This is a genomic window from Methyloligella solikamskensis (genome assembly GCF_042676065.1).
GTDB lineage: Bacteria > Pseudomonadota > Alphaproteobacteria > Rhizobiales > Methyloligellaceae > Methyloligella > Methyloligella solikamskensis.
The window spans coordinates 2,590,062-2,611,933 of sequence record NZ_JBHTJO010000001.1; the positions used below are offsets into that span (position 1 = coordinate 2,590,062).

A 21,872-nucleotide genomic window follows, 5' to 3' on the forward strand; every position below is an offset into this window, starting at 1 on the left:
GGAAAAGGTTTTGTTGGGACGGGCGCATCTGTGATGGATGGCGAAACGGATGAGTGCGCGCCGCGGCGTTCGGCTAAGAAGCCCTCACTTTTTCGATGGATTTGGCCATCGGCGCTGCTCGCCGTTCCGCTGGCCTTTGCCGCATACGCGGTTCCGCTCGCCAGCACGCCCGCCCCTTCTTCCGCCCAGCTTCCCGCTTATTGCGCAGACGCCAAGCAGCCCGACCTCCCGCTGCCCAGCCAGACGGAGCCTGAGACCTATCAGCGGAAGCTGTTCACGTTCCTGAACGACCGAGCTTACGAAAAGCTCGGCTGGTGCGTCGACAAATCCATGGACGACAATCTCGTCCGGGACACCGGCCCTTACGTGAACAACGTCTATTTCGGCACTCATCCGGCGGTGCGGGTCTATTACTCGCCGAAGATGATGCAGTGGCTGCTCGGCGACCGGGACGGCCCGCCGGAGGACGGCGCCTTCATCGTCAAGGAGATGTTCGAACCGCCGGCCGCCCGCTACGAGGGGATGGACGAAACTCAAGTCGTCGAGAAGCTGAAATCCTGGACCATCATGGTGCGGGATTCGGCGGGCGCTCATGACGGGTGGTACTGGTCCAACCCGCGGAAGGGTGAGAGCAGCCCCCACGCCCACGAATACCCGTTCAAGTACCGGGAATCCGGCTTCGGTCAATATTGCCTGCGCTGCCATGCGTCGGCGGCGGATTACGGCACCTTCTCAAGCCTCAGAAACATCAAGGGCTTTCCCGGCGACCCCTTGCGCTTCCGGGTGGACGATTCTTGGCGGGATCATCATGCGTCTGCGAAGCCCTGGCAGCCGCATATGGAAGCCGAGGAAGAGACGGAAGAGATTGACGACACCGAGGTCGAGCCGGCCTATCGGCATCTGCCCGATCCGAGCGACAAGGATGCGATCGCCGAGCACCATCCCGGGTTCGAGCCCGCGACGCCAGACCCCGCTTTTCTGAAAGCCTATCCGCAAGTCGAAGATCCGGGCTTCGAGGATGTGCAGCGCTTCCCATCCGAGACCCACGACCGGGTGGTGGCGCATCCCGGAAGCGACGGTCCGGGTTTCGTGAGTTCGGACCAGTGCATGGGTTGCCATGGCGGCATCAACGGCAACCAGGGCACGGCGGCGGGCCCAGTCATGTTCTTCCAGACGGGCCCCAAGTATGGCGAGGGCTACAACGTCTCCCCTTACGGCGAATGGCGCTGGTCGCCCATGGGGCTCGCTGGGCGCGACCCGATCTTTCACGCCCAGCTCGACAGCGAGATCGCGATGCTGACGGAAGAGTTCGGCAAAGATGGCGAGGCGCCCGAAGAGCATATCGCGCATCTGCAGAACCTCTGCTTCAGCTGCCACGGCGCCATGGGGCAGCGGCAGTTGAAGGAGGATGCGCCGAAGCACGGCCTCGATCCGCTGTTCAAGCGCGACTACCTTTTCCTCACCTCGAAGGATACCGATAACCCTTATTCCAAATACGGCGCCCTGGCCCGGGACGGGATCAGCTGCGGGACCTGTCATCGCGCGAAGCGGAGCGAGGTGGTCGAGGGCATGTCGGAGTTGAAGAGCTACCTCACCCACAACACCACTGGCCGGTTCGAGACCGGCGCGCCGGACGAGATCTACGGGCCGTTCAAGGACGACGAGATCGTCACGCTGCCTATGAAGAACGCACTCGGCATCACGCCCAAGCATGACGGCTACATCCAAAGCTCACGGCTTTGCGGGTCCTGCCACCACGTCACCCTGCCCAATGTGGACATGCCGCTGGACAAGCACCGCGCCGACGATCTCGACGTCGGCGTGCCGGCGGAAATGTTCAAAGATTTCAAGCACTCCATCGAGCAAGCGACCTATCTGGAGTGGCTGAACAGCGGCTATCAGAACGAGTACCCCTCCGCCAATCCGACACCGGAGAAGGCTCAAAGCTGCCAGGGCTGCCATATGCCGAGCCATTTCAAATCGGCGGACGGCACCGTGGACGTGCCCCAGATCAAGACGCGCATCGCGGCCATTCAGGACGAGACCTATCCGGAAGCGGAGCATATGCCGCCGGTGGAGGAGATCCGCGTGCGCTTCCGGGAGGAAGGCTTCAAGCGCCACCGGCTCCAGGGGCTGAACGGCATCCTCATGGAGATCTTCCGGCAGAACAACGATGTGCTGGGCGTGCGGACCAAGGACTATATGACCGGGGCCGACGGGCTGAAGCTGGCGCTGGAAGAGGTCGCGGCGCAAGCGCGGGAGCGGACCGCCGATCTCGACGTCACGACTAGGCTCGGCGAAGACGGCAAGCTGATCGCAGAGGTGGAGGTGGTGAACAAGACGGGCCACCGTTTCCCAACCGGGGTGGGGCTACGGCGTGCCTTCCTTGAGCTGTTGGTGATCGACGGGAGCGAGGGCCGGGAGCGGGTCATCTGGGGCTCCGGCCGCACCAACGCGGTCGGCGTGCTGGTGGACGAGAACGGCGAAGTGCTCCCCACCGAGTTCTTTGAAGAGGACGAGACGGGCGCGCCGCGCTACCAGCACCATCACGAGGTGATCGATTCCCAGGATCAGGTGCAGGTCTATGAGGAGCTGCTGCAGAACGCGGCAGGCGACTTCACCACGAGCTTCGTGCACCGGGCGGACCACGTGAAGGACAACCGGCTTCTGCCCTTCGGCTGGCAGGAGAAGGGGCCCCTCCCCGAACAGTATTCGGAGCTGAAGGATTTCATCCACGCGACCCATCCGGGCAAGGATGCGGTCCGGGACGAGGACTATCGCAGTGGCAAGGGTCTCGACCGGGTGCGCTACGAGATTGAACTGCCGGAGGGTGTCGACGCGGACGATCTGACGGTTCGCGCGACCCTCTACTACCAGTCCGTTCCGCCTCATTGGCTGAAGGAGCGGTTCGAGACGGCACCTGATATGCCGGCCACAAAGCGGCTCTACTACATGGCGAGCCGGCTGAAGCTGGACGGCACGCCCATGGAGAATTGGAAGTTCAAGCTGAGGTCGAAAGAGGCCAAGGTTTCAAAGGACTAGCCTTGCCTCGACCGCTTTTGATTCAGCTTTTTACCGGTCCCACCCAGACCTGCTGAGCGTTCACGAAGGCATGGATACCGTGGGGGCCGAGCTCGCGTCCGTAGCCGGAGCGCTTGATGCCGCCCGAAGGCAGCCGCGGGTCGGTCTTCACGATACCGTTCACGGCGACCTGCCCCGCTTCGATGCGCTTGGCGAGCGCCTCGCCCCGTTTAGCCGTGGACCAGACACTGGCCGCGAGGCCGTACTCGGTGTCGTTGGCCATCTGGAGCGCATGCTCTTCGTCGTCGGCGCGGATCACCACGGCAACCGGACCGAAGGTCTCCTCCACGAAGGCGCACATGCCGGGCTTCACATCCGTGAGCAGGGTGACAGGATAGAAGTATCCGTCGCCCTGGATCGGCTCGCCGCCGAGCACGCAGGTCGCGCCCTCGTCGATGGTGGTCTTCACCTGACGGGCCAGCTCGTCGAGCAGATCCTTGCGCGCGATGGGACCGATATCAGTCTCCTCTTTCGCCGGATCGCCGACCTTCAGAGCCGCGAGGCGGTCCTTCAGCTTCCCGATGAACTCATCATAGACGGGCGCCTCGACGATGATGCGCTTGGCCGCGATGCAGCTCTGGCCCGCATTGATGATGCGGGAGATCTTGAGAATGTCCGCCGCCTTGTCGAGATCGGCATCGGCCAGCACGATGGAGGGGTCGGAGCCGCCGAGCTCCAGCACGGCCGGCTTGATCTCGGACGCCGCGATAGAGGCCACGGCCGATCCGCCCCGGGTCGAACCTGTGAAAGAGACGGCCTGGATACGCTTGTCCCGGATCACCTTCTCCACGGCTGGGGTCTCGAGCAGGAGGCTGTCGAATACGCCGTCCGGCGCGCCGACCTCTTTGAACACCTTCGCAATCGCCGCAGAGCAACCCGGCACGTGAGGATCGTGCTTCATGAGGCAGGTATTGCCGGCCATGAGGGCTGGCGCGCAGAAGCGGAAGGCCAGCCAGAACGGCGCGTTCCACGGCAGGATGCCCAGCACGGTGCCGAGCGGCAGGTGCTGGACGTAGCTGTTGGTCGCGTCGGAGCCGAGGGTGATGGGGGCGAGATAAGCTTCGGCGAAATCCGCGTAATGCTCTGCGCACCAGGCAGCCTTCTCGACCTCGGCGCGGGCCTCCTTGATGGGCTTGCCCATCTCCTCGGTCATCAGCGGCGCCAGCTCATCGACATGGGCGCGCATATGGGCGGCGACCGCCTTCAGAAGCTTACCGCGCTCCTCGAAGGTTTTCTCGCGCCAACTCTCATAAGCTTTCCGCGCCGCGGCGAGCTTTGCTTCTACGTCGGCGTCGGAATCAGGCGTCACCTCCCGGACCACCTTCGCGGTGGCCGGATCGATCGCTGTCAGCATCAAATGTCTCCGGTTGTTTCCCTGCCTAAGCCTGGCACTGCTTCGCCTGGGCCCTGCCCTAGCCTATCGCCGCGTCGCTGTCCTCGTCGGAGGACTCGTCGCCGCCTTCCACGGCATGCAGCCTGGTATCGCTCTTCGTGACGAACTCGCGCGCCAGGGTGAAGAAGGACTCGCACCCATCCGCCGTCACGTGAATCGTGTCGGAGATGCCCACGGTCTTGTCGCGGTCGACACCCCAGACCCAGGGAATGATGTGGAAGGTCATGCCTTCCTTCAGGGTACGGGAATCGCCTTGCATCAGGCTCAGGATGTAGCCCTCGTCCCAGCTGGGCGGAAAGGCAATGCCGATGGAATAGCCAGACCGGGTGATGAGATCGCCGCCGTGATCGGCGCTGGTGATGATATCGCGCACGATGTTGTCGGCGTCGGACACGGTGAGACCGGGACGGATCGCGCTCTCGACCTCCCGCAAGGCCTCCATCATGCAGCGCTGGGCACTCTCCATGGAGGGCGTCAGATCGCCGAGCACAACGGTGCGCATCATGGCGGTGTGATAGCGCCGGTAGCAGCCGCCCACCTCCATGAAGACGTGCTCGCCCGGCTTGACGGTGCGCCCTTCCCACGTCGCATGACCGATCATGGAGCGCGGTCCGGACACCACATAGGGCATGACCGCCGGCGGTTCGCCGCCGGCCTCGAACATGGCATGAGAAATGGCGGCGCCGATCTCGTTTTCGGTGACGCCGGGGGCACAGGCCTCGATACCGGCCTTCATGCCGGCCTCCGTGGCGATGGCCGCCTTCTTCATCACCTCGATCTCGGCGTGGCTCTTGCGGATGCGCCCTTCCTCCACGATGCCGAAGCAATCCATCAGCTTGCCGTCGGTGAAGGCGGTGCGGACGCGGTCCTGCTGATAGGCGGGGAAGAAGTAGCTGTTCCGCTCATACCCCACGGTGGAATAGGCGAGCCCCGCATCGCGCAGGCTCTCCACCAGGCTCTGTATGGCGTCGCCGTTATCGGCGTAGGGCCGTGTCTTATCCACCCAGGTGCGGGCGTAGACGTTGGACTCCTCCAGCTTGCGGGTGACCATGTAGCAATCGCCCGCAAGCGGCACGACCAGCGCCTGGAAGAAGGAGTAGCCGGTGGTCTGATAATCCGTGAGATACATGATGTTCTCAGGATCGGTGATGATCACCGCATCGAGCAGACGCTCTTCCATACGCTCGCGGAGCATGTTCAGCCTGCGCTGATACTCCTCCGGCGGGAAGGTCATGTCATCGCGTTCTCTCATGCTGCCTCCGCAAGCGACTGGGTGGATTTCTCCAGAATATCGAGACCTTCCTCGAGATCCGCATCAGGGATGGTGAGCGGCGGAATGAGCTTGATCACCCGGCCGGCGGGTCCGCAACCGCCGACGAGAAGACCGGCCTTGAAGCAGCGGCCGATGATCTCCTTGGCGACCGCGCCATCCTTGGTGTCGAGGCCCTGCATCATGCCGCGGCCGCGCACCTCGAAGCCCTCGCCGTGGGCGGAGGCGATCTTGTTCAGGCGCTCTTCCATCATCTCGCCCTTGCGCTTCACATCGTTGAGGAAGCTGTCATCCTCGAAATAGCGCATGGCCTCGCGGCCGGCGACGAAGGAGATGCCCTGGCCGCGGAAGGTGCCGGTGTGCTCGCCGGGGCTCCAGTGCTTGTCGTGCTCCGGCTTCACCAGGTTCATGGCGAGCGGCGTACCGAAGCCGCCGATGCCTTTGGCAAGAGTGATGATATCGGGGTCGAGACCCATGCCGTCGAAGCTGAAATAGGAGCCGGTGCGGCCGCAGCCGGCCTGGATGTCGTCGAGAATGAACAGCGCGCCGCGGCTCTGGGCGAAAGCCTGCAGTTCCTGCAGCCATTCCTTGGTCGCGACGTTGACACCGCCCTCGGCCTGGATCGGCTCGACGAGAACGGCGGCCGGCGGCTCATAGCCCGAAGACGGATCGGAGTAGATCGCCGACATCTCCTGGAGCGACTTTCCGAAGGGGAAGCGCTGCACATGGTCGAGGGGCACACCGGCGGCGTTGCGGAAATAGGAGTTTGCGGTGCAGGCGAGCGAGCCCAGGGTCATGCCGTGGAAGCCATGGGTGAAGGCGATCACGGTGGTGCGGCCGGTAACGCGGCGGGCAAGCTTCAGCGCGGCTTCGACGGCATTGGTGCCGGTCGGGCCGGTGAACTGCATCTTGTAGTTCCAGTCGCGCGGCTTCTGGATGGTCTCGATGAAGGCCTCCATGAAATCGCGCTTCGTCGAGGTCGACATGTCGAGGTTATGGGCGATGCCGTCGTCGTTCAGAAACTCGATGATCGCCTTCTTCATGCGCTCGTTGTTGTGCCCGAAGTTCAGCACGCCGGCGCCGGCGAAGAAGTCGATGTACGACTTGCCGGCCTCGTCGACCTGGCGCGCGTTGGAGGCCGACTTGAAGACCGTCGGGTAGATACGGCAATAGCCGCGGACCTCGGACTCCCACTGCTCGAACACTTCCATGTCGTTTGCCTGCATTCTTGATCTCCCCTTCCGTTGGCAGCCTAGTCTTGAAGCGCCTCGGGCGCAGATTGTTCCTTATGCTGAACAGTTGCGGCGTTCGGCAGCGGCGCGCCGGCCAGGCGCGCGAAACAGCGGGCGGCGACAGGAATCAACCTATCGTTGAAGTCGTAGAGCGGGCTGTGACAAGGCGAATCGTGGTCCTCGCCGTCATCGGCGCCGATCAGCGCGAAGGCGCCCGGAACCTCGCCGAGAAAATAGCTGAAATCTTCCGACGCCATGATGGGAACCGGGATCTGCGAGTCGTGCCAGTCGGGCCCGAGCTCGTCGGCAAGCGCGCCGCGCATTTCTGCCGATGCTTCGGGATGGTTTACCGTCGCCTCGTAGCGGGGAAAGATCTCGACCTCGGCCTCTACGCCATAGGCCTTGGCCGTGTCGCGGGCGATGTCGTCGATCAGGCCGTTGATCACGGCGCGGTCTTCGGCCCGGGCAATGCGGATGCTGCCGCCGATGGTGGCGGTCTCCGGAATGACGGTCTGCAGGCTGGGCGCTTCGATTGAGGTGACGCTGAGCACGGCGGGATGCTGGGGCCGAATGCGGCGGCTCACCACCTGCTGCAGGGCAAGGGTGATGGCGGCAGCTGCGAGCACGGGATCGCGGCAGGCTTCGGGCTGGCTCGCATGACCGCCCACGCCCGTCACATTGATCCGGAACGTGCCGTTGCCGGCCATGACGGGGCCTTCGGGACAGACGGCCTTGCCGAAGGGAATGGCCGGCCAGTTATGCCAGCCGAAGACGGCGTCGACCCCTTTAAGCGCGCCGTCGGCGATCATCTCGCGGGCGCCGTGGCCGCCCTCCTCCGCCGGCTGGAATAGCAGGCTGACAGGTCCGGGCAGTGCATCCTCATGACGTTTCAGCCAGACGGCGGCAGCCATCAAGGTCGCGGTGTGACCGTCATGGCCGCAGGCGTGCATGACGCCATCGCGGGTGGAGCTCCAGCCCCGGCCGCTCTTCTCGAAGATGGGAAGCGCATCGATATCGCCGCGCAGCGCCACGTGACGGCCGGGCTTGGCCGCAGCGATTGTGGCAACCGTGCCGGTCTTGGCACAGGCGCGCCAGGCGATGCCGAGCTGATCCAGGGCGGCGCGGATCGCGTTGGCCGTCTCAGTCTCCTGCCAGCTCAATTCGGGGTGGCGATGAAGATAGCGCCGAAATTGGACCGCGGCGTCCATGACGTCGTCCCACCCCTGGCCGGTCTCGGCAAAATTCACGGGATCAAGGTCCAAGCTCATAGATGAGACTTACGAGACCATCGCGCGCAGCACAAGCAACCGGTGCGGACTTACTTACGATGCCGCCGTCTTACGAACCCGCAGTGGTTGCGTCTTCCGGATCGGCGGTGCGCGGCTGGAAAAGGCGCCCCTGCTCCGTAATGAAGACCAGCACCAGTGCGGCGATTCCGCAGCCCAGGAAGCCCAGGGTGAGCGGCACGAGGGTGCCGTCGAATTGCTGTCCGACGATGAAGCCGATCACCGCGCCGCCGACGGTGGTGGTAAAGCCGACCACAGCGGAGCCTGTGCCCGCGATATGGCCCAACGGCTCCATGGCCATGGAGTTAAAGTTGGGCCCAATCAGGCCGAAGCAGAACATCAGCCCCGCCTGAAGGGCGGCGAAGGTCCAGACATTCTCATGGCCGTTCCAGGCGACCACGCCGTGGATCGCAGCAATCACGATGAAGCCGATCAGCGCGACATGGGAGACGCGCCGCGTGCCCATCTGCTCGACGATGCGCGAGTTCACGAAGGACGAGACCGCCATGCCGCCGGCAGCCAGGGCAAAGATGATGACGAAGAGATCGGGCGCGTTCAGGGCTTCGGCGAAGACCTGCTGAGCGGAGTTGATGAAGCTGAACAGGGCGCCCAGCATCAGCGCCATGGCCAGAGTATAGCCGAGCGCCATGCGGTCCGTGACCACGGTCTCGAGCGCGCGACCGATGCCCTTGGGCGAGATCGGGATGCGGTCCGCCGGATGAAGCGTCTCCTTCAGCCGCATCCAGGTCCAGATGGCCACGACCACGCCGAACAGGGCCAGCGCGACGAAGATCCACTGCCAGGGCGCGAAGAAGGCGATGGCCTGGCCGATGGACGGGGCGAGAATGGGCGCCGCCAGAAACACGATGAAGGCGAGCGACATGACGCGGGCCATATGGCGGCCCGAATAGCAGTCGCGGATGATGGTGATGGACAGCACGCGGGTGCCGGCGGCGCCGCAGCCTTGCAGGAAGCGGACGAGAATCATCATCCAGAGCGAACCGGCGAACGCAGTCGCGGCGCTGAAGACCACATAGATGGCGAGTCCGGCCATGAGCATGGACTTGCGGCCGAAGCGGTCGGCAAGCGGCCCGTAGATGAGCTGGGCACCACCGAAGCCGAGCAGATAGGCGGTCACGACCCATTGGCGGTCGTTCTCGGAGCCGATATGCAGCGCATGACCGATCTCGCCGAGAACCGGCAGCATGGCGTCAATGGAAAGCGCATTGGTCGCCATGAGCGCCGCCATGAGGGCGACGAACTCAGCGAACCCCATGCCGGGCTTCGAAGGCTTTTCCGCTGCCGGATTGGAGGATGCGGCAGGCGTGACGGCCGGTGCCGTCTCGACCCCGTCGCTAGAGGCTTGTTTCATCGGACTTTCTCGCTTGCCACCCTCAGCTTGTGTTCGGAGCCGGGATTCGCAAGGGTACTAAGGAAATCTGCCGCACATGTGCCGGACATGGCATCCGGGAGGGACGCTCTGCATCGGCCAACAAGATGACGCTGTAAAGGCCAAGGACTCGAACGACTGTCGGCGGCAGCGGCTTTCTGCGCCTCGTCCGTCGCCTTGGCAAGCTTTGCCGGCGGAAGATCCTCCTCTAACGGAAGATACCGCCAAAAATGCCGCGGCGGCCCCGGTCGCGATCCCGATCCCGTCCACGCCTCTCGCGTCGATCGCGCTCGAAGAAGCTGAACCCGTCGCGGCCGCGGCGATCACGGCCGGAGCGCTCATCGCTCAGCACGTCGGAGGCGAGCTCGACGGATTTGTCCTTCTGGGGCGGCCTGGCCGGGAATGCGGCGATATGGGGTAGCTTGCGCTCGAAGCCGTCGTCCTTCTCCATCGCATCGCGCATGAAGGTGGCCCAGATCTGCGCCGGCAGGCTGCCGCCCGTCACGCCCTTCATCTTCGAGAAATCGTCGTTGCCCACCCAGACACCGACGACGAGATTGCCGGCGAAGCCGACGAACCAGGCGTCGCGGAAGTCCTGGCTGGTGCCCGTCTTGCCGTAGGCCAGGATGGAAAGCTGCGCACCGTGACCGGACCCGCTGGTGACGTTGGCGCGCAGGAGCTTCCTGAGCGGCGTGCGCTTCTCAAGCTCCCAGGCGCCGGAGCCGTCCGGCGGAAGGACACGGTCTTCGGTCTCCTCGAAGCCGGTGATGCTCCAGGGCTTCACCGGATATGCGCCCGACGCGGCCGCCGCATAGGCCGAGGTCAGCTCCAGGAGATTCACCTCGTAGACGCCGAGCGCGAGGCTGGGCGTGACATGAAGCTCCGAGGTGATGCCGAGATCCCGGGCCGCTTCGATGACGGGTTTCCGGCCCACGGCTTCGGAGATCTGCACGGCGACCGTGTTGATGGAGGATGCGAACGCCTGGCGCATGGAGACCGGCCCGCGATAGCGGCGGCCGAAATTCTTCGGCTCGTAGTCGCCGATCTTGATGGGCTGGTCGACCAGGGTGCTGTTCGGCTTCAACCCGGCCCGCAAGCCTGCCAGATAGACGAAGAGTTTGAAGGCCGACCCCGGCTGGCGCTGCGCCTGAACCGCACGGTTGAACTGGCTTTCGTCGTAGTTCCGGCCGCCCACCATGGCCAGAACCCGGCCATCGGTGCGCATGACCACCATGGCGGCCTGGCTCGCCTTGCGCTGTGCGCCTTGCTTGGAGAGCACCGAGTCGATGGCTTGCTCCGCCATATCCTGAAGCTTCGGATCGAACGAGGTGTGGACCGGCAAGGGGGCGTAGTTGCCGTCCTTGGGCAGACGGACGGTGCCGGCGAGCCAATCGGCGTAATAGCTGCCGTCGGACGGGCTGGATTCGATATCCGGCAGGACGGTCTTGAGCTTGTCGCGCTTCTGAAGGTCGAGCTTGTCGTTCTCGACCATGGCTTCCAGCACGAGATTCGCCCGTTCCTTCGCCCTATCGGGGTTCTGGCGAAAGGCGCTGGGCGACTTCAGAAGCGCCACGAGATAGGCCGATTGCGGCAGGGTCAGCTTGTCCACCGGGGTATGGAAATAGCGCTCGGCGGCGGCGCGCAGGCCGAAGCACCCCTCGCCGAAATAGGCGCTGGAGAGGTAGCGCTCCAGGATCTCTTGCTTGGAGAGGCGCAGCTCCAGAGACAGCGCCATCCATGCTTCCTTCTCCTTGCGTTCGAAGGTGCGCTCGCTGGAGAGATAGGCGTTCTTGATGAGCTGCTGGGTCAGGGTGCTGCCGCCCTGGACGATATGGCCGGCGGCGCGGTTGGCCTGAGCGGCGCGGGCCAGCCCGATCGGATCGATGCCCGGATGCATAAAGAAGCGCCGGTCCTCCATGGAGACCAGCGCGTCGACGAAATGCTGCGGAAGTTCGGCGTATTTGACGGGCTCGGCGACACAGCCCCCTCGTCGGGCGAATTGGTGTCCCTGCTTATCCAAAAGGACGAGGGTCCGGTCGCTGGGCGGATCAAGGGCTGCGAGAGAGAAATCGTCGAGCAGCGGCGTCAGGGTCAGGTAGGGCACACCGATCAGGGCGCCGATGACCAGCATCCCCGTGACGAGAGCGGACAGGCATCCAGCCAAAAAGCGTCCACCCGCGATCAATCTCTCGGAGGTCTTCATCCTCACCCCTTAACTCGCGCCCCCGCGCCGAAGACTACTGAATACGCGTGGTCGTTCCCGGATTGGCGCGGAGAGAGGCGGGGTTGATGCGCTTCACGTATTTCTCGAAGACCCACCCTTGGGCGCCGGAGTCAGGCTCGATCACCTGGATCCAACCGCCGTCGCGGTCACCCATCTGGAGTTGGGAGCCGGCGAGCTGCACCTCGATCACGCGGTTGGAGCTGGAAGGGCCGGCGCGCATGTTCACGGCGTCGACAACCTCGACCCAGTCCTTTCTGGCCTGGCTGAGCTTCTGGGCGTCGTCCCCATGGGCAGCAGGGTTCACCACTTTCTCGCTTCTGCCGAGCAAGGCGGAGGTCGGCTCGCTGATGTCGGGATCTTCCGTCGCGGCCCCCACGGATTCGCCACCGCCGGTGTCTGATGGCCCAGCGAAGGTCTGGCCTGCCAAGTTCAAGCCGAAGACGGCAAACGCCATGGCGACGAGAACAGCGATGCCGGTGACGGCGGTGTATCTCATGGTCGGTGTCATCAACATTGCTAACCCGCTGGCCGGGAAAGCGTTCCCATAGTTGAGATGGAAAGCCAGTGCGAGGATTGCGTCTGACGACCCGCTGCTAGGGTTAAGACCGGGCAAAGCGGGACGCTCACGATCGGACGATTAATGACAAGAAATCTTCGTGCTCTTGGGTCAGGCTCTGATCTCTGACTTGTTGGATCGGACTCATGACCGTCAGATTTTCGGGCCAGGCTCGGCGATCGTCGAAGAGCATTTCATTGCCGCCCCGATATGACGCGCCCTTCCACCTCGCGCCGCCCGGCATAAGTCCTATGCTAACGGAGGACCACCTCCACGACCTGCCCAACCGGAAACACAGAAGACTGAGTTGCCGATGACAGAATCACTGCCCCAAACTCCGCTTTCCCAGGACGAGCTTCAGGCCATCGACGCCTATTGGCGCGCGGCGAACTATCTTTCCGTCGGGCAGATCTACCTGCTCGACAACCCGCTGCTGCGCACGCCTCTGACGCCGGAGGACATCAAGCCGCGGCTGCTCGGCCACTGGGGCACCTCGCCCGGGCTCAATCTCATCTACGCCCATCTGAACCGGGTGATCCGGGCGAAGGATCTCGACGTGCTGTTCGTGACGGGGCCGGGCCACGGCGCGCCGGCAATTGTCGCCAACACCTATCTGGAAGGAAGCTATAGCGAGCTCTTTCCCGACATCACGAGGAACGAGGACGGCATGCGGAAGCTGGTCCGCCAGTTCTCCTTCCCCGGCGGCATTCCCAGCCACACGGCGGCGGAGACGCCCGGCTCGATCCACGAAGGCGGCGAGCTCGGCTATTCCCTCTCCCACGCCTTCGGGGCGGCGTTCGATAATCCCGATCTGATCGTCGCTTGCGTTGTGGGCGACGGCGAGGCGGAGACCGGACCGCTGGCCACGGCCTGGCATGGCAACAAGTTCCTGAACCCCGCGACGGACGGGGCGGTGCTGCCGATCCTGCATCTCAACGGCTACAAGATCGCCAACCCGACGGTGCTCGCCCGGATCGGCCGGGAGGAGCTGACCGAACTGATGCGCGGTTACGGCTATCAGCCCTATTTCGTCTCGGGCGACGATCCGGCGGACGTGCACCAGCAGATGGCCGCCACGCTCGACGAGATTACCAACGAGATCCGCGCTATCCAGACCGCAGCCCGCGAGGGCGGAAAGAATGAACGGCCGCACTGGCCGATGATCGTCCTGGAGACGCCGAAGGGCTGGACCGGACCAAAGGAGGTCGACGGGCTTCCCACGGAAGGAACGTGGCGCTCCCATCAGGTGCCGCTCGCCAAGGTGCGCGAGAACCCCGAGCATCTGGAGATTCTGCAGAAGTGGCTCGAGAGCTATCGCCCGGACGAGTTGTTCGACGAGCAAGGCCGGTTGCGGGACAACCTCGCCGCGCTGGCGCCTGAGGGCACGAAGCGCATGGGCGCGAACCCCCATGGCAATGGCGGGAAGCTGCGGGTCGATCTGAAGCTGCCGGACTATCGGGACTTCGCCCTACCCGTCTCAGAACCCGGCGGGGCTCTGGGCGAGGCGACCCGGGCGGGCGGCGACTATCTGCGCGAGGTCATGCGGCTCAGCGCGGACGCACGAAACTTCCGGCTCTTCGGTCCCGACGAGACGGCCTCGAACCGTCTGGCTGCGGTATTCGACGTGACGGACCGGAGCTGGGATGCGGAAACGCTACCCACGGACGATCACCTGTCGCCCGACGGACGGGTGATGGAGATCCTGAGCGAGCATACCTGCGAGGGCTGGCTGGAAGGCTATTTGCTGACCGGACGCCACGGCCTCTTCTCCTGCTACGAGGCCTTCATTCACATCATCGATTCGATGCTCAACCAGCACGCCAAATGGTTGAAGGTGTCGAAGGAGGTGCCGTGGCGGCGGCCGATCTCGTCGCTCAACTACCTGCTGACCTCCCATGTCTGGCGGCAGGACCACAACGGCTTCAGCCACCAGGACCCGGGCTTCATCGATCATGTGGTGAACAAGAAGGCGGACGTGATCCGTGTCTATCTGCCGCCGGACGGCAATACGCTTCTTTGCACTCTCGACCACTGCCTGCGCACCACCAACACGGTGAACGTAATCGTGGCTGGCAAGCAGCCGGAGCCTCAATGGCTCTCCATGGACGATGCCATCCGCCACTGCCAGGAAGGCGCCGGCATCTGGTCCTTCGCCAGCAATGACCGCGGGGCGGAGCCCGATGTGGTGATGGCTTGCGCGGGCGATGTGCCGACCATTGAGACGCTGGCCGCGGTGAGCCTGCTGCGGGAGCATCTTCCCGATCTCAAGGTCCGGGTCGTGAACGTGGTGGACCTGATGCGCCTGCAGCCGGACTACGTGCACCCCCACGGGCTGTCGGATGCGGATTTCGATGCGCTGTTCACGCCCGACAAACCGATCATCTTCAACTATCACGGCTATCCGTGGCTCATTCACCGGCTGACTTATCGGCGCACTAATCACGGCAAGCTGCATGTGCGCGGCTATATCGAGGAAGGCACCACGACGACGCCGTTCGACATGGCGGTGCTGAACGGGATCGACCGGTTCGATCTCTTCATCGATGTGATCGACCGGGTGCCAGGGCTCGCCGAGAGCGCCGCCCAGCTTCGCCAGGCGATGAAGGACAAGCTCGCCGATCACCGCCGCTATATCGTGGAGCACGGTCAGGACATGCCGGAGATTCGCGACTGGAAATGGCCGGCCGCTTAGATGGAGGAGGCTACCCCATGATCGAGATGCTGGAAGGATTTCCCGACAATATCGTCGCCGTCGCCTATCGCGGCGAAATCTCGGCGGAGGACTATGAAAAGGTTCTGGTGCCGGCCGTCGAGAAGTGCCTGAAGGAGTACGGCAAGATCCGCCTCTATGCTGAGATCGGCTCCGATCTCAAAGGCATCGACGCGGGCGCCGCGTTCGAGGATTTCAGCGTGGGCATGAAGAACTATGTCCATTGGGAGCGCGTGGCCGTGGTGACCGATCACGATTGGATCGCCAACGCCGTGCGCTTCTTCAGCTTCATGATGCCGGGGGCGATGAAGCCCTTCGCGCCATCCGACAAGGCGGCCGCGACAGAATGGCTCGAAGCGTAAGCGCCAGCGACCCAAAGCAGACGAGGACGAATTATGGACGATACGGTCATCGGGATCGATGAGGAGAAGCCGGTCTTCCGGCTTCCTTCGGTGGAGGATTACGAGGATCTGATCGGCCCGGAAGCGGTAACTCGCATCCTGAGCAAGGCGTATGCCTTACGCGATCTGCATCTGATCAACGTCAACTCCACCTACTACGGCGGCGGCGTCGCGCAGATCCTGTCCTCTCTCACCTTGATGATGAACGCCGCCGGCATCCAGACCGGCTGGCGGGTGATCGAGGGACGGCCCGACTTCTTCAGCACCACGAAGAAGATGCACAACGCGCTCCAGGGCGACGAGATCGAGCTGACGCCGCTGAAGAAGAAGATCTATGAGGAGGTCGTGTTCGAGAATGCCGCGCGAATGCATCTCGACCACGACGTGGTGATCGTCCACGACCCGCAGCCCCTGCCCCTGATCCGGCATTACCGCAAGCAGTCGCCCTGGATCTGGCGCTGTCATCTCGACATGACCAATCCCAACCCGGAGCTGTGGGACTATCTCAGCCCCTTCATCGAGCAGTACGATGCGGTGGTGATGTCGCTTCCCGAATATGCGCAGAAGCTAACCACACCCCAGCGCTTCATCATGCCGGCGATCAATCCGTTCTCTTCCGTGAACGAGGATATGAGCGATGCGGAGATCGACGAGCGGCTCGCCCATTACGACATCCCGACGGATCTGCCTCTGGTCGTGCAGGTCTCCCGCTTCGACAAATGGAAAGACCCCCAAGGGGTGATCAAGGCGTTTAAGATCGCGCAGAAAGAAGTCGACGCCACGCTCGTGCTGGTCGGTAATGTCGCCACCGACGACCCGGAAGGCCAGGAGGTCTTCGAGGCGATCTGCGAGTGCGAGGAGGAGCGGATCATCGTGCTCTCCGCCCAGGACACCGCCCTGGTGAATGCGCTGCAGCGGCGGGCAGCCGTGGTGCTGCAGAAATCTCTGCGGGAAGGGTTCGGCCTCACGGTCTCGGAAGCCATGTGGAAAGGTACGGCCGTGATCGGCGGCAATGTCGGCGGGATCCGCTATCAGATCGTCGATGGCGAGAACGGCTATCTCGTCGACAGCATTGAGCAGGCGGCGTCGCGAATCGTGGCGCTGGTGCAGGACGAGGAGCTGCGCCAGAGGCTCGGCGATGCGGCCCGGGAGACCGTGCGGGAGAAGTTCCTGCTGACGCGCCTGTTCGAAGAGTGGCTCGACCTGATCGGCTCTTTCCAGGCGAAGTTCACCTTGCGGGGTCATCCGTGATCTACGCGCGGCTGCTCCGGGAGCGGGACAGTTGAGCGAGATCCGCCAGGACCCATGCACAGGTCAGCGGGTGCTGATCGCCAGCGGGCGCAAGCATCGTCCGATGGATTGGCGTGGCGAGGATGAGACGCCCCTCCCCGCTTTCGATCCCGATTGCCCTTTCTGCCCCGGCAACGAGGACAAGCTCCCGTCCATCATCGCAGAAGTTGCGCGAGACGAAACGCCCGGATGGGCCGTCCGCGTGGTGCCCAACAAATATCCGGCGGTGAGCGCGTCATCGGAAGCGGGGGCGCAGAGTGCGGCCTATGGCGAGCACCGGGTGATCGTCGAGACGCCGCGCCACGATCTCGATCTCGACCGGGTGACGCCGGAGCAGGCGGAGCTCGTGGTAGGTGCCTATCACGATCAGTTCTGCGAGCTCGCCGCGAAGCCGGGCACGAAGTCGGTCGTGCTGTTCCGGAATTTCGGGCCAACCGCCGGCGCCTCCCGCCAGCATGCTCATACCCAGATCATGAGCCTCGACGCCGTGCCGCCGAAGACGGATGCCACTTCACGCTGGCTTCGGGCGGCGTTCGAACGGCACGGCGAGAACGCTACGGCGCGGTATCTTCGGAACGAGCTGGAAGACGGCACCCGGATCATCGAGGGGACGGAAGATTTCGTGCTGCTGGTGCCGTTTGCCGCGTCGGGCCCTTTCGAGCTTCTCATCCTGCCGCGACGGCATCAGGCGTCGTTCGCCGAAGCGACCGCGCCGGAGCGCGCAGCACTCGCCGCGATGCTGCAATCGGCGCTGCGGCGGCTCAAGACGGTGATCGGACCGCTCGACTACAACTGGGTGTTCGAGACGTCGCTGCCCCACGATGCCGAGCCGGAATTGCAGTATTGGTGCTTACGGATCGCGCCCCGGCTTTCCACCCCCGGCGGGTTTGAGCTCGGGACCTATTTGCCCGTGAACTCGTCCTCGCCGGAGGACGATGCGGCCGCGTTGCGGGATGCTGCCGGCAGCTAGCCTTTCAGCTTCGCTTCAAGCGCCTGCATGAGCGCATCGAAGGGCTTCACGAACTTGTCGATGCCCTCCTCTTCCAGCTTCGCGCTCACCTCGTCGATATCGATGCCGAGCTGCTTCAGCTTGTCCGGAAGAGCGCGGGCCGCATCGAGATCGTCTTCCAGGCGCGTGGCTGGATCGCCGTGATCGCGATAGGCATCGAGAGTCTCGACGGGAAGCGTGGAGACGGTATCGGGACCGATCAGCGGATCGACATATTTGGTGTCCGGATAGGCCGGGTCCTTCGGCTGGGTGCTGGCCCAGAGCAACCGCTGGGGCGCGGCGCCCTCTTTCGCGAGGCGCTGCCAGCGGTCCGACTCGATCATGCGGCGATAGCTTTGATAGGCGAGCTTGGCGAGGGACTCCGCCGTCTTGCCCTTCAGAGCCTTCGCCTCGTCTGAGCCGATCTCGTCGAGCTGCGGATCGACCATGGCATCGATACGACTCAGGAAGAAGCTCGCCACGGAGGCAATGCCGGAGACCGGCTTGCCCTTATCGAACCGCTGCTCCAGCCCGCTCATATAGGCGTCGGCCACGGCCTCGTAGCGCTCCACGCTGAAGAGCAACGTGACGTTCACGTTGATGCCTTCGGCGGTCAGCATCTCGATCGCCTTCAGGCCGGGCTGGGTCCCCGGGACCTTGATGAAGACGTTCGGCCGGTCGAGCCGCGCCCAGAGGCGGCGGGCTTCTTCCACGGTGCCTTCGGTCTCTAGAGCGAGGAGCGGCGAGACCTCATGACTGACATAGCCTTCCCATCCGTTGCTCTTGTCGAAGGCGGGCCGGAAGAGATCGGCAGCGTCGGCGATGTCCTTCAGCACCAGCGCGTCATACAGCGCGGCGACATCGGCCGACTGGCTGCGCAGCTCGTCGATGGCCGACTGATAATCCTCCGAATGGCTGATGGCCTTCTCAAAGATCACCGGGTTGGAGGTGATGCCGCCCAGGCCGTCCTCCTCGATCAGGCGGGCGAGCGCGCCGTCCTCGATCATGCCCCGGCGGATATAGTCGAGCCAGATGCTTTGGCCCAGCTCCTTCGCCTTGAGCAGCGGATTGGTGCTCGCGACATCCTGCTTCATGACGGCTTTCTCTCCCTTGTTGTTGGCCAGCGCCGACGGCCGGCGGTTCTTCTAGGCTGGTAGGATATCGGAGTTGCGACATCACACGCAAAACTCCGTACCAATTCACTTGGGTCGCGGGTCTCGCTGCATCAACCGCGGGGCGGGCGGGGCCGGCCGTAGCGCCGCATCCATTTCGGTTTCCTGATCGGCATGAGGCGCGCAGCGACGCGCTTCTCGATCTCCACGATCAACAGCAGCGCGACGCCGATGGCTGTAATGATGGCGAGATCGGAGACCGCCAGCGGGCGGCTGTCGAAAAGCGTCTGCATGAACGGGATATAGGTGAAGGCCAGCTGGGCCAACACGACCACGGCGACCCCGATCAGCACCGCGCGGGTCCCCAGCACGCCCTGCCACGTGGTGGACGGCCCGTGCACGTAGCGCACGCTGAAGAGATAGAAGATCTCCATGGCGACGATGGCGTTGACGACCATGGTGCGGCCCTCCTCCACGGGCAGGCCGCGCTCGTTGGCCCAGGCGTAGAGGCCGAAGCCGCCGGCCACCATGAGAGCTGAAACGAAGAGGATGCGCCAGAGAAGCCGCCTGGAGATCAGCCCTTGGCCCGGCGGGCGCGCAGGCCGGCTCATGGCGTTGGGCTCGGTCGGCTCGAAGGCGAGCGTGAGGCCGAGGGCGACCGCGGTGACCATGTTGATCCAGAGGATCTGGACCGGCGTCACGGGCAAGGTAAGGCCGAAGAGAATGGCCAGGATGATGGTGAAGGCCTCGCCGCCATTGGTCGGCAGAGTCCAGGCGATCACCTTGGTGAGGTTGTCGTAGACCGTGCGGCCTTCGCGCACCGCGGCGACGATGGAGGCGAAATTGTCGTCGGTGAGCACCATCTCGGCCGCTTCCTTCGCGGCTTCGGTGCCCTTGTCGCCCATGGCGACGCCCACATCGGCGCGCTTCAGAGCCGGGGCGTCGTTCACCCCGTCGCCGGTCATGGCGATGACCGAGCCGTCCGCCTGAAGCGCCTCGACGAGCCGCAGCTTGTGCTCGGGGCTGGCGCGGGCGAAGACCGTGGCGGCCTGGGCCCGGGCATCGAAATCCTCCGCTTCCAGCGCGTCGAGCTCCTGGCCGGTAATGACCTCGGGGTGCTCGGCCAGGCCGAGCTGGCCGGCAATGGCGAGCGCGGTGGCCTTGTGATCGCCGGTGATCATCTTCACGCGGATGCCGGCAGCCCGGCATTCGGCGACCGCCGCCATGGCTTCCTTCCGCGGCGGATCGATCAGACCCACCAGGCCAAGCAGGGTCAGGCCGCGCTCCACATCGGGCGACCGGAGCGTGCGGGCGCCCTCAGGCAAGGTCCGGCAGGCGATAGCGATGACGCGCTGGCCCTGGGCTGCGAGCTGCTCGATGCGCTCGTGCCAGATGCTCGCATCGTATGGTTCGCTGTCCGCGCCGGCGACCTTGTCGCACATGGCAAGGATGCGCTCCGGAGCACCCTTCACATAGACGACCGGGGCCGCACCTTCGTCCTTGTGCAGGGTTGCCATGTAACGGTGACGGGCATCGAAGGGGATCTCGTCGAGACGCTTCGAGGTCTCCCGGAGGTCCGCTGCATCCAGCCCCGCCTTGCGGGCGAAGCAGACGAGCGCGCCTTCCATGGGATCCCCGTCGACGGTCCACGTCTCGTCCTTCTGAGTCAGGTGGGCGTCGTTGCAGAGCAGGCCCGCCCGGGCGAGCTGAGGCAGGACCGCGTCGGCAGGCGGGTCGATCAGCTTGCCGCCGCGCTCGAAGTCTCCGACAGGCTCGTAGCCGGCGCCGGAAACCGTGACCGCGCCCTCGCCCGTGAAGACGGATTTCACCGTCATCTCGTTGCGAGTCAGGGTGCCGGTCTTGTCGGAGCAGATGATCGAGACGGAGCCTAGGGTCTCCACTGCGGGCAGACGCCGGATGATGGCGCGCCGGCGGGCCATGCGCTGGACGCCGACGGCGAGCGCGATGGTCATCACCGCAGGCAGGCCTTCGGGGATGGCGGCAACCGCCAGGCCGACCACGGCCATGAAGCCTTCATCCAGGGTGTAGGAGCGGACCAGAACCGCATAGGCGAAGACCAAGGCCGAGACGCCGAGCACCGCGATGGTGATCTGCCGGGCGAAGGCATTCATCTGGCGGACCAGCGGGGTGGTGAGCTGTTCCACGGCGCCGATCATGCTGCTGATGCGGCCGAGCTCGGTGGCGGCGCCCGTCTCGGTCACGACGCCCATGCCGTGGCCCGCGGCAACGAAGGTGCCGGAAAAGGCCATGGAGAAGCGATCGCCAAGAGGCGCGTCCTGTTCGACCGGATCGACGGTCTTGTCGACGGGCACGGATTCGCCGGTGATGGCGGCTTCGTCGGCCTTGAGATTGCGGGCGGAGATCAGACGCAGATCGGCGGGCACCCGGTCGCCCGGCTCCAGGATGACGATGTCGCCGGGGACGACATCTTCGGCCGGCACGGTCATGCGGCGCCCGTCGCGCATGACCGAGGCGCGCGGATCGATCATCCGCCGGATGGCATCCAGCGCCCGCTCCGCCCGGCCTTCCTGAACGTAGCCGATCACTGCGTTGAGGAGCACCACGCCGAAGATGACGATGGCGTCTGGCCCGTGGCCGATGGCCGCCGCCATGATGCCGGCGGCGAGCAGAACATAGATCAGGAGGTTGTGGAACTGTGCCAGGAAGCGGACGAACGCGCTGCGCTGCTTGCCCTGGGGCAGGCGGTTGGGGCCGTGACGGGCCAATCGCTCCGACGCTTCCGTCGAGGCAAGCCCGCGAGGGCTGCTCGCAAGGGCTCCAAGCACCTCATCGGCCGCTATCGCATGCCAGCTTCCCGGATGCGACGGGGTGGTGCTCGTCTTCGGTGTGGGGGCAGACTTCGTGGGGGGCACTGATACCCTACGATGCTGACGATGGCCTTCGCTTGGCTACTCTAA

14 protein-coding genes are annotated in these 21,872 nt (G+C 64.4%); 5 read left to right on the forward strand and 9 right to left on the reverse strand.

The genetic code is table 11. The features are described 5' to 3' along the window. The first annotated feature begins 33 nt into the window (after window positions 1-33). Complete coding sequence (locus ACFQ2F_RS12415) at window positions 34-3,042, forward strand: hypothetical protein (RefSeq protein ID WP_379090312.1); 3,009 nt, start codon at window positions 34-36, stop codon at window positions 3,040-3,042. A 22-nt stretch (window positions 3,043-3,064) separates the two neighbouring features. Here ACFQ2F_RS12415 and ACFQ2F_RS12420 read toward each other — a convergent pair whose 3' ends face one another. The 7 genes from ACFQ2F_RS12420 to ACFQ2F_RS12450 all read right to left on the reverse strand — a co-directional run bounded on the left by ACFQ2F_RS12420 (window position 3,065) and on the right by ACFQ2F_RS12450 (window position 12,372). Then, window positions 3,065-4,435 (reverse strand): NAD-dependent succinate-semialdehyde dehydrogenase, encoded by a 1,371-nt coding sequence (locus ACFQ2F_RS12420; RefSeq protein WP_379090314.1) that lies wholly within the window; start codon window positions 4,433-4,435, stop codon window positions 3,065-3,067. A 58-nt stretch (window positions 4,436-4,493) separates the two neighbouring features. Then, window positions 4,494-5,726 (reverse strand): ectoine hydrolase, encoded by a 1,233-nt coding sequence (gene doeA / locus ACFQ2F_RS12425; RefSeq protein WP_379090316.1) that lies wholly within the window; start codon window positions 5,724-5,726, stop codon window positions 4,494-4,496. Continuing rightward, a complete protein-coding gene (locus ACFQ2F_RS12430) occupies window positions 5,723-6,970 on the reverse strand; it encodes an aspartate aminotransferase family protein (RefSeq protein ID WP_379090318.1) in 1,248 nt (415 codons plus the stop codon). Before ACFQ2F_RS12430 ends, doeA begins: the two co-directional genes overlap by 4 nt. A gap of 26 nt (window positions 6,971-6,996) precedes the next feature. After that, window positions 6,997-8,244, reverse strand: coding sequence for a N(2)-acetyl-L-2,4-diaminobutanoate deacetylase DoeB2 (gene doeB2 / locus ACFQ2F_RS12435; protein WP_379090320.1), 1,248 nt, complete (start codon window positions 8,242-8,244; stop codon window positions 6,997-6,999). 70 nt (window positions 8,245-8,314) lie between these two features. Beyond that, the gene (locus tag ACFQ2F_RS12440; RefSeq protein WP_379090322.1) at window positions 8,315-9,634 is read right to left on the reverse strand and encodes a multidrug effflux MFS transporter; all 1,320 of its coding nucleotides are present in this window, start codon (window positions 9,632-9,634) and stop codon (window positions 8,315-8,317) included. Window positions 9,635-9,860: 226 nt separating this feature from the next. After that, window positions 9,861-11,855: a transglycosylase domain-containing protein gene (locus ACFQ2F_RS12445; RefSeq protein ID WP_379090324.1), complete on the reverse strand. Its 1,995-nt coding sequence runs from the start codon at window positions 11,853-11,855 to the stop codon at window positions 9,861-9,863. Window positions 11,856-11,889: 34 nt separating this feature from the next. Continuing rightward, a complete protein-coding gene (locus tag ACFQ2F_RS12450) occupies window positions 11,890-12,372 on the reverse strand; it encodes an SH3 domain-containing protein (protein WP_379090326.1) in 483 nt (160 codons plus the stop codon). A 373-nt stretch (window positions 12,373-12,745) separates the two neighbouring features. Here ACFQ2F_RS12450 and ACFQ2F_RS12455 point away from each other — a divergent pair, with 373 nt between their 5' ends. The 4 genes from ACFQ2F_RS12455 to galT are packed head-to-tail and all read left to right on the forward strand — an operon-like array spanning window position 12,746 to window position 17,803. Next, window positions 12,746-15,124, forward strand: a complete 2,379-nt coding sequence (locus ACFQ2F_RS12455) for a phosphoketolase family protein (RefSeq protein WP_379090328.1) — start codon at window positions 12,746-12,748, stop codon at window positions 15,122-15,124. Between the two features lie 17 nt (window positions 15,125-15,141). Further along, complete coding sequence (locus ACFQ2F_RS12460) at window positions 15,142-15,504, forward strand: SpoIIAA family protein (protein ID WP_379090330.1); 363 nt, start codon at window positions 15,142-15,144, stop codon at window positions 15,502-15,504. Window positions 15,505-15,537: 33 nt separating this feature from the next. Further along, window positions 15,538-16,794 carry a glycosyltransferase gene (locus tag ACFQ2F_RS12465; protein WP_379090332.1) on the forward strand — a complete coding sequence of 419 codons (1,257 nt, stop codon included), beginning with the start codon at window positions 15,538-15,540 and terminating at the stop codon, window positions 16,792-16,794. Between the two features lie 31 nt (window positions 16,795-16,825). Continuing rightward, on the forward strand, window positions 16,826-17,803 hold the full coding sequence (gene galT, locus ACFQ2F_RS12470; protein WP_379090334.1) for a galactose-1-phosphate uridylyltransferase: 978 nt from the start codon (window positions 16,826-16,828) through the stop codon (window positions 17,801-17,803). On the opposite strand, the gene tal is transcribed toward galT, so the two are convergent. Next, a complete protein-coding gene (gene tal / locus ACFQ2F_RS12475; protein ID WP_379090336.1) occupies window positions 17,800-18,915 on the reverse strand; it encodes a transaldolase in 1,116 nt (371 codons plus the stop codon). The two genes, galT and tal, sit on opposite strands and share 4 nt — an antisense overlap. 131 nt (window positions 18,916-19,046) lie before the next feature. Beyond that, window positions 19,047-21,755 (reverse strand): cation-transporting P-type ATPase, encoded by a 2,709-nt coding sequence (locus tag ACFQ2F_RS12480; protein ID WP_379090712.1) that lies wholly within the window; start codon window positions 21,753-21,755, stop codon window positions 19,047-19,049. Window positions 21,756-21,872 lie beyond the last annotated feature (117 nt).